Annotated in this window: 11 protein-coding genes; 8 read left to right on the plus strand and 3 right to left on the minus strand. The window is 74.3% G+C overall.

The genetic code is table 11. From position 1 onward, the window contains the following. Positions 1-2: 2 nt before the first annotated feature. The 3 genes from LH044_RS07085 to LH044_RS07095 all read left to right on the plus strand — a co-directional run bounded on the left by LH044_RS07085 (position 3) and on the right by LH044_RS07095 (position 5286). Positions 3-845, plus strand: a complete 843-nt coding sequence (locus LH044_RS07085) for an enoyl-CoA hydratase/isomerase family protein (protein WP_227759100.1) — start codon at positions 3-5, stop codon at positions 843-845. A gap of 142 nt (positions 846-987) precedes the next feature. Continuing rightward, positions 988-1254 (plus strand): hypothetical protein, encoded by a 267-nt coding sequence (locus LH044_RS07090; RefSeq protein ID WP_227759101.1) that lies wholly within the window; start codon positions 988-990, stop codon positions 1252-1254. 3 nt (positions 1255-1257) lie between these two features. Continuing rightward, positions 1258-5286 carry an FtsK/SpoIIIE domain-containing protein gene (locus tag LH044_RS07095; protein ID WP_227759102.1) on the plus strand — a complete coding sequence of 1343 codons (4029 nt, stop codon included), beginning with the start codon at positions 1258-1260 and terminating at the stop codon, positions 5284-5286. Here LH044_RS07095 and LH044_RS07100 read toward each other — a convergent pair. Next, positions 5246-6070, minus strand: coding sequence for a hypothetical protein (locus tag LH044_RS07100; RefSeq protein WP_227759103.1), 825 nt, complete (start codon positions 6068-6070; stop codon positions 5246-5248). The two genes, LH044_RS07095 and LH044_RS07100, sit on opposite strands and share 41 nt — an antisense overlap. 49 nt (positions 6071-6119) lie before the next feature. Here LH044_RS07100 and LH044_RS07105 point away from each other — a divergent pair, with 49 nt between their 5' ends. Further along, positions 6120-6407: a hypothetical protein gene (locus LH044_RS07105; protein ID WP_227759104.1), complete on the plus strand. Its 288-nt coding sequence runs from the start codon at positions 6120-6122 to the stop codon at positions 6405-6407. A 50-nt stretch (positions 6408-6457) separates the two neighbouring features. On the opposite strand, the gene LH044_RS07110 is transcribed toward LH044_RS07105, so the two are convergent. Further along, on the minus strand, positions 6458-7507 hold the full coding sequence (locus tag LH044_RS07110; RefSeq protein ID WP_227759105.1) for a sucrase ferredoxin: 1050 nt from the start codon (positions 7505-7507) through the stop codon (positions 6458-6460). A gap of 163 nt (positions 7508-7670) precedes the next feature. Between LH044_RS07110 and LH044_RS07115 the strand changes: the two genes are divergently transcribed. The 4 genes from LH044_RS07115 to LH044_RS21895 all read left to right on the plus strand — a co-directional run bounded on the left by LH044_RS07115 (position 7671) and on the right by LH044_RS21895 (position 11533). Then, entirely contained in the window at positions 7671-8243 is a 573-nt protein-coding gene (locus tag LH044_RS07115; RefSeq protein WP_227760078.1) for a TetR/AcrR family transcriptional regulator, read from the plus strand. A 109-nt stretch (positions 8244-8352) separates the two neighbouring features. After that, complete coding sequence (locus tag LH044_RS07120; protein WP_304512047.1) at positions 8353-8853, plus strand: inorganic diphosphatase; 501 nt, start codon at positions 8353-8355, stop codon at positions 8851-8853. Between the two features lie 140 nt (positions 8854-8993). Then, the gene (locus LH044_RS07125) at positions 8994-11015 is read left to right on the plus strand and encodes an APC family permease (protein ID WP_227759106.1); all 2022 of its coding nucleotides are present in this window, start codon (positions 8994-8996) and stop codon (positions 11013-11015) included. 11 nt (positions 11016-11026) lie between these two features. After that, positions 11027-11533: a DUF5684 domain-containing protein gene (locus LH044_RS21895; protein ID WP_304512048.1), complete on the plus strand. Its 507-nt coding sequence runs from the start codon at positions 11027-11029 to the stop codon at positions 11531-11533. Here LH044_RS21895 and LH044_RS07135 read toward each other — a convergent pair. Then, positions 11530-12669: a YihY/virulence factor BrkB family protein gene (locus tag LH044_RS07135; RefSeq protein ID WP_227759107.1), complete on the minus strand. Its 1140-nt coding sequence runs from the start codon at positions 12667-12669 to the stop codon at positions 11530-11532. The two genes, LH044_RS21895 and LH044_RS07135, sit on opposite strands and share 4 nt — an antisense overlap. Between the last annotated feature and the right edge of the window lie 115 nt (positions 12670-12784).

The following is a 12784-nucleotide window of genomic DNA, read 5'->3' on the forward strand; positions in this document are numbered from 1 at the left end:
CGATGTCGGGATCACCAGCCCAACCGGCGAGCGACCCCTCCGGCGCGGCCCTCTCCCCCTCCCACGAGGCGGGTGAGCTGCTCTACGAGGTGGTCGACGGGATCGCCACGCTGACCATCAACCGGCCCGAGCGCCGCAACGCGCTCAGCTGGGACGTCATCGAGGGACTCCGCAGCCACGTCGCCGCCGCCCGCACCGACCCCGACGTGCGGGTGCTCGTCCTCACCGGCTCCGGCGACCGCGCGTTCTGCGCCGGGGCGGACCTCACCGGCATGCGCGCCGACGCCGGCTACGCCGACGTGCACGACGCCCGCGGCGAGCTGGCGCGCCTCTTCGACGACCTGTGGTCGCTCGGCAAGCCGACGATCGCACGCGTGCGCGGCTACTGCCTGGCCGGTGGGTTCGGCCTCGCGCTGAGCTGCGACCTGGTGGTCGCCGCCGACGACGCGACCTTCGGCACGCCCGAGATCGACGTCGGGCTGTGGCCGTACATGATCACCGTGCCGCTGTGCCGGTCGATGCCGCCCAAGAAGGCGCTCGAGCTGATGATGACCGGACGGCGCATCGACGCCGCCGAGGCCGACCGCCTGGGCCTGCTCAGCCGGCTGGTGCCGGTGGAGGGCCTCGACGCCGCGGTCCACGAGCTCGCGGCCACGCTCGCCGCCAAGTCGCCGTCGGTGATGAAGCTGGGCCGCGACAGCTTCTACGCGGTGTGGGACCAGTCGGCGGCCGACGCGCTGCGCCTGCTCCACCCGATGCTGACCGTGACGACCGAGCTCGAGGACGCGGCCGAGGGCATCGCCGCGTTCGTGGAGAAGCGCCCGCCGGTCTGGCGCGGTCGCTGACGCCCTCCCCTCTCTCCCACCCCTCCCTCTCCTCGTGCGCCGTCAAGGGGGACCGGTCCCCGGTGACACGCCGACCGGCCCTGCGGTTCCCTCCTGAGGTCCCCGGATCGCCCGGCGGACGACGCACGGGAGGTGCACCCAGATGGCGAAGCTCGGACTGGACCCGGAGGCGATGTCGGCGCTGCAGAAGCAGTTGCAGGCCGACGCCGGGGCGATCACGTCGCTGACCAAGAAGCTCGACGGGCTGCTCAAGGCCGCGTGGTGGGAAGGCGCGGACGCCACCAAGTTCCGCGGCGAGTGGGACGGCGGCCACAAGGCGCAGCTCGCACGCGTCGCCGCGGCGCTCGAGGCCGCCGCCCAGGCCGTCGCCACCAACGTGGCGCAGCAGCGCCAGGCATCCGGCTCCTAGCCCGTGGAGCTGCGGTACCGGGTCGTCCCCGACGACCCCGACGGCGCGGCCCACGACGTGCGGGTCGAGCTCGCCGACGACACCCCCGTCGGCGAGCTCGCACGCGCCCTCGCCGTCCACTGCGGGATCGCCCCGCCCTCGGGCGCCCCCACGCTGCGGACCGGGACCGGCCCGCGCGCCGACCCCGGCGCGCCCGCAGCCGAGGGCGCACCCCGGTCCGGGTCGACGGTCCGGCTGGCCGACGACGGTCCGGGCCCCCGTCGGCCGCCGTGGTGGTCCCCGGTGACGCTGACCCGTGTCGCGCCGGAGCGCGACGGCGATCCCGAGTCGGTCCGCCTGCCGTACGGCACCACGACGCTCGGCGCCGCGAGGGTGCGGATCGGCGACGACGTGCGCGTCCAGCGGTCGGGGTCGCTCGACCGCGTCGAGGTGGACGGCGCCCCGGTGCCCGGCGGAGCCCGGGCCGGGCACGGTTCGCTCCTGCGCGTCGGCGACGCGGTCTTCGAGGTGCGCGTCGACGGCCCGCTGCGCCCACCGGCCGGCCGGGGCCCGTGGCGACGGCACGGGCGTGTGCCCGCCGTGGTCGAGGCCCACGAGCCGACGACGGTCACGCTGCCCACGCCACCCGGCGACGACCGCACCCCGGGGTTCCCGTTCCTCTCCGCTGCGGTCCCGCTCCTCATGGGCGCGGCGATGTGGCTCGCGACGGGCAGCCTCGCCGTGGCGGGGTTCGTGCTGTTCAGCGTCGCCTTCGTCGTGGCGTCGGGCATCGAGGTGCGCCGCGAGCACCGGCGCGACCGCCGGTTCCGCGAACAGCGCTTCCGCGACGAGCTGCGACGGGCCGAGGCGGCCGCGCTCGAACTGCGCCGGGCCGAGGTGGCGCGCGCCGAGCGGGCGCTGCCGTCGGGCGACGACGCGGCGTCGTGGGCCACCGGCGAGCGGGATCGCGTGTGGGAGCGCTGGCCGGGACGCCCGTCGCCCGGGCGGGTGCGCATCGGCACCGAGGACGCGCCGGCGGCCGATCCGGTCGCGGTGCCGAGCGGCGGTCGACCCGACCTGCGCGACGAGCTCGAGGCCGCAGCGGCGCGTCTGGCGACGGTGCGGCGGCCGGCCTGGGTCGACCTCGACGAGGGCGGCCTCGCGGTGGTCGGGGCCGATGGCGACCCGGCCGCGCTCGCCCGGTCCGTCGTGCTGCAGCTCGCGTGCACGCTCGGTCCCGACCACCTCTCGCTCGTGCTCGACGCCGGTCCGGAGCGGGCCCCGGAGTGGCGGTGGCTGTGGTGGCTGCCCCACCGCGTCGTCGTGAGTGGAGCGGACGTGGCGGGCGACGGGGCCGGCGACGGCGGACGGCTCGTGGTCCGGGTCGTCGATCGCGCCGGCGGGGCGTCGACCGCAGATGCCAGCGCGGGCACGGGCACGGTGGGGACGGTGTGGGTGGCCGACTCGGCCGCCGCGCTCCCCGACGGCATCGGCACGGTCGTCGAGGTGGGCCGCGACGGTCGGGCCCGGGTCCGCCGTGCCGACGGCCCGCCGACCGACCTCCTGGCCGAGGGCCTCTCGGTCGAGGCGTGCGAGCCGGCGGCGCGGGCGCTGACCTGCCTCCGGCCGCCCGGCGAGGAGGACTCGGTCCCCGACGCCGCCTCGCTGCAGGACGCCCTGGCGGACGCGTCGCTGATCGAGCGACCTGCCGCCGTGGCGGTCGGCTGGGCGCGCAGCCGGTCGTCCGGGTGCGGGCTCCGGGCGCCGGTCGGCGTGGCCCGCGGCGGGATCCTGCACCTCGACCTCGTGGCGGACGGCCCGCACGGCCTGGTGGCGGGCACGACCGGGTCGGGCAAGAGCGAGCTGCTCCGGACGCTCGTGGCCTCGATGGCGCTGCACCACCCGCCCGACCGGTTGACGTTCCTGCTCGTCGACTACAAGGGCGGCGCGGCCTTCCGACCGCTCGCCGAGCTCCCCCACGTGGTCGGCGTCGTCACCGACCTGGGCCCCGCCGAGGCGGCCCGGGCCCTCACGTCGCTGCGGGCTGAGGTGCGGCGTCGCGAACGGCTCGTCGCCACGGCGGGGGCGACCGACATGACCGAGGTGGCGCCGGCCCACGCCGCGCCGGCGCTCGTGGTCGTCGTCGACGAGTTCGCCACCCTCGCGACGGAGCTGCCGACGCTGCTCGACGGCCTGCTCGACGTGGCGCAACGGGGTCGGAGCCTGGGCGTGCACCTCCTGCTCGCCACCCAGCGACCGACGGGCGTGGTCACCGACGCCATCAGGGCGAACCTCTCGCTGCGACTGTCGCTCCGGGTCGCCGACCGCGAGGACAGCCACGACGTGCTCGACGTCGACGACGCCGCCCACCTGCCGGCCGACCGGCCCGGGCGGGCCGTGCTGCGACTGGGCCCCGGGCGGCTCACCACCGTCCAGGTCGCCACGACCGCTGCGGCGGTCGACCGGCCCGAGCGCGTGCGCTGCCGCGACCTCGCTCCGGACGACGGGTCGCAGTCCGTGGACGGTTCTGCGACCGCGGCGCCGGTCGATGCCGCCCGGACGGTGCTCGACGCGGTCGTCGACGTCTGCCGCCGGGCGGCCCGGCTCGACGGGTCGCCCGCGCCGAGGCGGCCGTGGGTCGCCCCGCTGCCCGACCGGGTCGACCCGGGCGGCCTGCCCGGCGCGGGACGCCCGGGCGGTCTCGTGGTCGGGCTCGTCGACCGGCCCGTGGAGCAGCGGCTCGCGCCGCTCGAGCTGGACCTCGACGGACGGGGCGGTCTGCTCGTCCTCGGCGCGCCCAGGTCGGGGCGGTCATGCGCGCTGCGCACGATCGCGGCCGCGGCGATCGCCGACGGGCGTTGCGCCACGGTCGTGCAGGCGCTCGACGGCGGGCGCGACCTCGGTCCGGCCGAGGGGCTGGTCGGCCCAGGGGGCGCGGTCGCCGACGTGGTCGCCGTCGGCGACGCCGAGCGCGTGCTCCGCCTCCTCCGTGGGCTGCTGGCGAGGTGCCGCGCCGAGGACCCTGCGTCGCAGGCGCGGCTGCTGCTGCTGGTCGACGGCGCCGGCGCGCTCGTCGACCGCCACGAGCGCGTGAACCGCGGCGAGGCCGCCGACCTGATCGCCGCGATCGCGACCGAGGGCCCGGCGGCCGGCGTGCACGTCGTCGTGTCGGCCGGTCGTCCCGCCGAGGTCCCGCCGACGCTGCTCGCGGCGCTCGACCGTCGGCTCGTCCTGCGCTGCCCGTCGCCCGAGGACGCGGTCGTGCTCGGGGCGGACGTGGCCACGGGGCTCGCCGCGGTCCTCGCCGACCCGGCGCTCCCCCCGGGGCGGGGCGTCCTCGACGGCGAGCTGGTCCAGCTCGCGCTCCCACCGTCGCCGTCCCGGAAGGAACGCGGGCAGCCCGGGTCCGTCGGTCGGCTGCCGGCGCAGGTCGACTCGACCGCGCTCCCGCCGTCGGCCGGGTGGCGCCTGACGGTCGGCGTTCGCGCCGACGACCTCGGGCCGGCGCACCTCGACCTCGACCGCGGCGGCGCGCTGGTGGTCGGCCCGCCCCGGTCCGGGCGGACCACCGCGCTGCGACTCCTGGCGTCGTGCGCCCACGACGCCACCGGCGCCACCGTCGTGGCGATCGACGGCCGGCGACCCGACGGTGCGGTCGACGTGCTGCGCGCCCTTGTCGACGGCGCGGCGGCCGGTGCCGTCGGCGGCCCGGCCGGGGCCGTCGTGGTCGTCGTCGACGACCTCCCCGAGCTGCTCGAGGGCCCCGGCGGCCAGGCCGCCGACGAGCTGCTGCAGCGCCTGCTCCTGCTGCCGTCGTCGTCCGGCGTCCGGGTGCTGGCCTCGGCCGAGGCCGACGCCGCCGGCCGCTGCTGGTCCGACGCCCTCCGGCGGCTGCGCTCCGGTCGCACCGGCGTCCTGCTCCGACCCGACCCCGACCTCCACCCGGCGCTGCTGCACACGGCGCTCCCCCGCCACGACGAGCTGCCGGCGGCCCCGGGCCGCGGCTGGCTCGTCACACCCGACGACGTGGTCGCGGTGCAGCTGGCGCGCTGATCTCGCCCACCGGCCCGAGCTCGCCCACCGGGCGCCGGTCCAGCAGGCCGCTGCGGACGGCGTGCTCGACGAGCAGCCGGCGCCGGTCCACCGCGCTCAGGCCGAGGTCGCCCCGCAGCCCCCTCACCCCGGCGCGCTCGAGCTTCTCGCACAGGTGGTCGAGCTTCCGGTTGAACTTGGCCATCGTCCAGCCGAGCCGCGACGCGCACGCCCGGTTCGACGGGATCGGCGCCCACTGGTCGGCCGGCCGTTCGAGCCGGTGCTCGCAGAGGATCGCCAGCAGCTCCCACTGGTCGGAGTTGAGCTCGGGGTGGCCCCACTCGAGCGTGACCAGCGGCCCGTCGGTGCCGGCACCCAGGTCGGCGAGCCGCTCCGCCCGCTCCCTGATGACGGCCACCTCGTAGTCGGCCGGACCGGCCGTGAACGCCACGACGGACTCGACCTGCAGGATCGGCGCCGACGCGCCCGGACCCACGGTCGACGAGCTGAGGTCCGACGACGCCAGCAGCGTCAGCGTCACGGAGCGGCCGAGGTTGTCGACCCACCACGACCGGCCGTCGTGGCGGAACCGGCCCACCACCCGGTGCAGGTACGGGTTGGCGTCCACGACCAGGTCGGCGGCTCGCCCGAAGGTGAGCGTCGTCGAGGGATCGACCACGCGTCCGTCTCCGCAGTGCTCCACCAGCAGCCGGTCCCCGGTCGCCATCGGATCGCCCTCCCCCGGCCACACCCGGCCGTCATCGCTGACGGTCGACACTTTAGATGCGCTCTCGTGCTGTTTCACATCCTCTCGTCGAAGCCCCGTCGGCGGCTCCATACGGCAATCTGGGCGGGTGAGCGCCCAGCCGGCCCCCAGGGACCAGCCCGTCGACCCCGTGCTCGCGCGGCGAGCGGCCGTGCTGCGATGGTCCGACCTGGGCCAACGGGTCGCCTACCTGTGCTTCGGCCTCGCGGTGGTCGTGTTCGTCGTGGCCTTCATCGCGCAGTTCCCCGCCTGGACCGTCGTCGTGATCGTCGGGCTGATGGCGGTGGGCTCGGTCCTCTTCGTCCCCGCCGTGATCTTCGGCTACGCGGCGAAGGCGGCGGAGAAGGAGGAGCGCGGCGAGAGTTCGGGCCACTGAGCCGACGACCGGCCCGCGCGACGGGACCGACGGGCGACGGGACCGACGGGCTACGGGACCGGCGACGCCGCCACCGGCTCGACCTCGACGGTGCGATCGACCCGCCACACCGTGTCGACCCCGTACTCCGGGCCGTCGACGATCCCGCACGTCGGCGACGGGATGTGGCGGTCGGGGACGACGACCGAGTCGAACGCCCGCAGGGAGCCGTCGGGCAGCAGCGCCGTCGCCCGGACGGTGGTGGCCATGGTCGTGCGGTCGAAGGCGACCACCTCGACCCCCCGCGCAGCGTCGGCCCAGTCCCACCCGAGCTCGACCAGTCCGGCCCGGTCGGCCGCCTGCGCCGGACCGCCGGCGAACAGCGCGGTGCCCCGGCAGTGCGCAGCGAGGAGCGAGGGCGGCTCGGCGCGCCGCACCAGCAGGTCGGTGCGCGCCGCGTCGAGGTGCCCCCAGGCGTAGCCGTCGGGGAACGTGATCGCGGTCGGTGCGAACCGGTGGCCGCCGGTGTGCGAGATGCGCTGGTGGCGGACCTGGGCGCCGGACTCGGCGAGCACGTGGACCAGGTCCTCGTACATGGAGGTGCCCAGGCTGCCGCAGCACTGGTCGCGGCGACCGTGGGTGCACACCAGCACCTCGGCCGCCGGGACGTCGGTCGCGCCGTCGATCGCGCCGTCGGTGGCGCCGGGGTCGAACGGCTCGGCGCCGTCGACGGGGTCGAGGCCCAGGACGGCACGGCCGACGGCGACCACGTCGGCCTCGTCCACGACCCAGTCCCGCCGCTCGTAGGGGCCGCGCAGCACCCGGCCGTCCACCTCGACCCGGCGGGCCCGATGCTCGGTGACCCGTCGGCGACCGGCCGATGCGTCGGCGGCCAGCGGCACCCGCGCCAGCGGTCGCCAGCGCATGCCGTCGCCGGCCTCCACGGCACCGGTCGGTCCGCCCGCGACCGAGGCGAGCGGCTCCTGGCCCGTCACCTCCCGCTCCCACGGGAGCAGCACGTCGACCACGAGGAAGCCGTCGTACGAGCCGGCCGATCCGATCGGGTCCGCTCCCTGCGACTCGTGGAACGGCGCGCACCGGATCCGGGGGAGGTCGAGCACGGGCGCAGGCTACCCCGGGGCTCTGAGCACCCCGCCGGGCCCCGGGGCCGGTCGTCGTCACCTCGCTGTTGTTACCGTCGGGTAACCTGCCCGCCATGGCACGGGTCCAGCTGACGTCCCCTCCGAGCCCGCTCCACGCGAGCGCACGGGTGCAGCCGTGAGGATGCCCGCCGCCCAGCGGCGCACGCAGCTGCTCGAGACCGCGGTCCACGTGTTCGCCGAGCACGGCTACCACGCCGCGTCCATGAACGACGTCGCCGAGGCCGCCGGGGTCACGAAGCCGGTCCTCTACCAGCACTTCAGCTCCAAGCGGGAGCTGTTCGTCGAGCTGCTCACGTCGATCGGCAACGAGCTGCGCGACACGATCGCGAAGGCCACCGCCGACGCCGCCGGCCCGCGCCAGCAGGTCGAGCAGGGCATGCGGGCCTACTTCCGGTTCGTCGACCAGCAGACCGACAGCTTCCGCGTGCTCTTCGGCGCCGGCGCCCGCCGCGATCCCGAGTTCGCGTCGTTCGCCCGCGCGGTCGAGGAGTCGATCGCCGACTCGATCGCCGAGCTCATCGTCGTCGAGGGCCAGCCGGCGGCCCACCGGGACCTGCTCGCGCACGGCATCGTCGGCATGACCGAGACGGCCTCGCGACACTGGCTGGCCCACGACCGGGTGCCCGACGTCGACACGCTGGCCTCCCAGCTGTCGCGGCTGGCATGGTCGGGGATGCGCGGGCTCGACGGCTGAGGCCGCGGACCGGGCGACGCCGACCGCCCGAACGCCGCTCCGGCACATCGGACGGCGCGAGCGGACGGCGCGACCGACAGCACGACCCCCGACGACAAGGCAGGACTGCGTGGCGACGATCCCGAGCGAGGAGTGGTACGAGGTCGTGGTGGAGATCCCGCAGGGGTCCCGCAACAAGTACGAGATCGACCACGACAGCCATGAGGTGTGGCTCGACCGGCACCTCTTCGCTGCGACCGTCTACCCCGCCGAGTACGGCTTCTTCCCCGCGACGCTCGCCGAGGACGGCGACCCGCTCGACGCGCTGGTGCTGCTCGAGGACCCGACGTTCCCCGGCTGCCACGTCCGCGCCCGTCCGGTCGCGCAGCTCGAGATGACCGACGAGGCCGGTCGCGACCTCAAGGTGCTCTGCGTGCCCGCCGGCGATCCCCGGTGGCAGAAGGTCCAGGACGTGGGCGACGTCGACCCGTTCCTGCTCAACGAGATCCACCACTTCTTCACCGTCTACAAGGATCTCGAGCCCGGGAAGGGATCCGAGATCGGCGACTGGACGGGTCGGGCGGACGCCGAGGCGTCGATCGCCGCCGCCCGCGCCGCGTTCCCCGGCTGAGCGCGGCGTGACCGGTGGCATGAAGATTTCTTAACGTCGGGCTTCCCCTCCGGCAGCGCCCGTCTTAGGGTCACCGGCCGTCACGTCAACGAGCGCCCCTGGGCCGGGGCGCCGAACACGCACCGGAGCGAGCACCGCAGATGGCATCCACCCTCAAACGGGTCCTGATCGGCCGGCCCCTCGCCAGCGACGAGGCGGACCACCAGCGGATCTCGAAGACGATCGGCCTGGCGGTCTTCTCGTCCGACGCCATCTCCTCCACGGCGTACGCCACGGGCGAGATCCTGATCGTGCTCGTCGGTGCGGCCGGCATGGTCCAGGCCAACGGCGAGCCGACCACGAACCTCCTGAAGCCGATCGCGGTGCTGGTCGTCATCCTGCTGGCGCTGGTGGCCAACTCGTACCGCGAGACGATCCACGCCTACCCCGACGGCGGCGGCGCCTACGTGGTGGCCCGCGAGAACCTCGGCGAGACCCCGTCGCTCGTCGCCGGCGCGTCGCTGCTCGTCGACTACGTCCTGACCGTCGCCGTGTCGATCGCCGCCGGCGTGCTCGCGCTCTACTCCTTCATCCCGTCGCTCGAGCGGTTCAGGGTCGAGCTCTGCCTGCTGTTCCTGATCATCCTCACGGTCGGCAACCTCCGCGGCGTCAAGGAGTCGGGGAAGGTCTTCTCGGTCCCGACCTACCTGTACATCGGGATGCTGCTGCTCTTCATCGGCTGGGCGGGGGTGCAGCACTTCCGGGGCAACCTGCACGTCTTCGACCCGACGACGGCCGAGGCGGCCACATCGATCAAGCTGATCCAGGAGGAGCACGGGCCGTTCATCGGCGGCGTGTCGCTCTACATCTTCGCGAGGGCCTTCGCGTCGGGCGCCGTCGCGCTGTCGGGCGTCGAGGCCATCTCGAACGGCATCCCGGCCTTCCGCAAGCCGACCTCCAAGAACGCCGCGGCGACGCTCGGGTGGATGGCGGTGATCCTCGGCTCCACGTTCTTCATGATCAGCATCATCGCCTCGTGGATGCAGGTCGTCCCCGACGAGTCCCGCTCCGCGCTGGCGATCATGGGCGAGCGGGTGTTCGGCGACACCAACCCGCTCTTCTACGTGCTGCAGATCGCGACGATGGCGATCCTGATCCTGGCGGCCAACACCGCCTTCGCCGACTTCCCGCGGCTCGCGGCGATCATCGGCAAGGACGGCTACCTGCCGCGGCAGTTCGCCAACCGCGGCGACCGGCTGGTGTTCTCGAACGGGATCCTGATCCTCGCCGGCGCGGCCGCCGTCCTGCTGATCGTCTTCAACGGCAACGTCACCCTGCTGATCCCGCTCTACGCCGTGGGCGTGTTCACGAGCTTCACGATCTCGCAGACCGGCATGGTGCGCCACCACTTCAAGGAGCGCCAGAAGGGCTGGAAGCTCTCGATGGTCAACTCGACCCTCGGGGCGATCGCCACGTTCATCGTGGCCGCGGTCGTGATCATCTCGAAGTTCACGATCGGCGCCTGGATCATCGTGGTCCTCATCCCGTGCATCGTCGTGGCGTTCCGGGGCGTCCGCAGCCACTACAACCACGTCGCCCGCAGCCTCCGCGTGCCCGCCGACTTCCGGGCGCCCGAGACCGTGCCGCGCCACGGCGTGGTCGTGCTCGTCGGTGGCGTGAACCAGTCGTCGCTCGCCGCCATCCGCTATGCGCGATCGGTCGGGTCCGAGGACGTGGTCGCGGTCACGGTCGCGATCGACGAGGAGGAGGCCGCCCGGGTCCGCGACGCCTGGGGCCGCTTCGGCCTGGCGATCCCGCTCGAGATCATCGAATCGCCGTTCCGCGACCTCACCCACACCGTCGTGGACTACCTGGACGAGCTCGACGCCCGATGGGACCACGACTACCTCACCGTGGTGATCCCCGAGTTCGTGCTGCCCCACTGGTGGCAGGGCGTCTTCCACAACCAGTCGGCGCTGGCGCTCAAGCTGGCCCTGAAGTTCCGCAAGGACACGGTCGTGGTCAACGTGCCGTTCCTGCTGCCCGAGGGCGAGGACGAGGTGCTGGCCGACATGGCGTCGATGGGCCTCGAGATGGGCGAGGAGTCGGGCCTGGCCGGTACGGGTCCGGACCAGCAGCCGACGATCGAGCGCATCGAGCCGGAGCGGAACCAGCCCGGGTAGCGTCCTGGCCGATGCTGGCGCAGGTGCCCATCCCCGCCCAGGTGCCGATCCCCGCCCAGGTGCCGATCCCCGCCCAGGTGCCGATCCCCGCCCAGGTGCCGATCCCCGCCCAGGTGCCGATCCCCGCCCAGGTGACGGTCGAGTTCGACCAGAGCACGAGCATCTTCGGCGGACCGGTCGAGACCGCGATCGCGGTGGCGCTGGCAGTCGTGATCGCCGTGTCGCTCTGGCGCGTGTTCACCAAGATGGGCCAGCAGGGCTGGACCGGGATCGTGCCGGTCCTCAACTTCGTCTCGATCGGGGTGCTGTCGGGACGGGCCTGGTGGTTCGGGGTGGTCACGATCGTCCCGTGCATCGGGCTCGTGTTCGTGATCCTGCTGCTCCACGACCTGGCCAAGCTGTTCGGCCACGGCGTCCCGTTCACGATCGGCCTGCTCGTGCTGCCGTTCGTCTTCCTGCCGGTGCTCGCCTTCGTGCCGTCCCAGCGCTACGTCGGACGTCGGGTCCGGGTCTTCTAGGTCCGGTCGCGGGCAGCCGCGGCGTCGGGCGGTCCGGCGTCAGCTGCGGGCTCCGGCTCGTCCGTCGGCGGAGGGGCCGGCTCCCGCGGCACGTCGATCGAGATGTCGGTCCCCCGCACCCGGACCTCGCGCTCCGACACGCTCGCGAACGCCTCGCGGTCGGCGTCGGTGAGGTGCCGGCCCGTCAGGCTGCGCGGCCAACGGCGCTCGTACAGCACGGAGCTGAGCTCGTTCGCGTAGAGGTACAGCGTGCCCAGCAGGTACGCCCACGACAGCAGGCCGAACACGACGACGAACACGCCGTAGGTGTCGGAGCTCTGCACGACGAAGCGGTCGACGTACCACTCCGCCAGCGACAGCAGGACGTACCACGAGAGGCCGACGAACAGGGCGCCGGGCAGCTGCCACCAGATCGGCACCTTCCGCGAGCACAGCAGCCAGTGCAGCCCGAGGTAGCAGAGGCCGCCCGCGAGCACGGGGAGCAGCACCTCGACGACCGCGCCCAGGAACGTCGGCAGGTCGAACCACGCCCGCGATCCGGACAGCACCAAGCAGCCGCCGAGCAGCAGGGCGGCCGGCACCGACCGGCCCCGCCGCACGAACCAGTTGGGGCGGTCGTACACCGGCACACCCCAGACGGTGTTGAGCAGCTCCTGCAACGTCTCGAGCAGGCCGAGCCCTGCCCACAGCGAGACCAGCACCGAGCCGATCACCACCACGAGGCTGCCGCCGACGTCGGCCTTCAGCACCTCGTTGCCGATGATCGGGACGTCGCCGAGCGTCGAGCCGATCAGCTCGTCCCGCAGCTCCTCGTTGTCCTGCACGAGCAGCCCGACGACGTTGACGAAGGCGAGCAGCAGCGGGAAGGCGGCGAAGAAGCCGCGGTAGGTCAGGATCATGGCCAGCTGGCCGCCGCGGTCCTCGCCGTACTTCTTGGTGACCGCGAGCCCGACCGCGACCGGAGGGGTGCGCCGCTGGACGGCGTCGAGGCGGTCGGTGACCCGGTCGATCAGGTTGGGCCGGGGTGCCTCGTCGGCGGCGCCCGCACCGTCGTCGTCGCTCCCGATCGGCCGCTCCCGGTCCGAGGCGTCGCCGTCGGTCGGCACCGCCTGCTCCCGGTCCTCCTGCGTCGCCACCGCTGGAACGTACCCGCCGCACGGGCCTCACCCGAGGGTCACCTCGAGTTCACCTGCGCGCCGGGTGCGGCCGAGGAGCGTCCTGTACCCTCGCGGCCCGTACCGATCAGCGGAT

Origin of the sequence: Dermatobacter hominis, from assembly GCF_020715685.1 — a bacterium.
Taxonomy (GTDB): Bacteria; Actinomycetota; Acidimicrobiia; order Acidimicrobiales; family Microtrichaceae; genus Dermatobacter; species Dermatobacter hominis.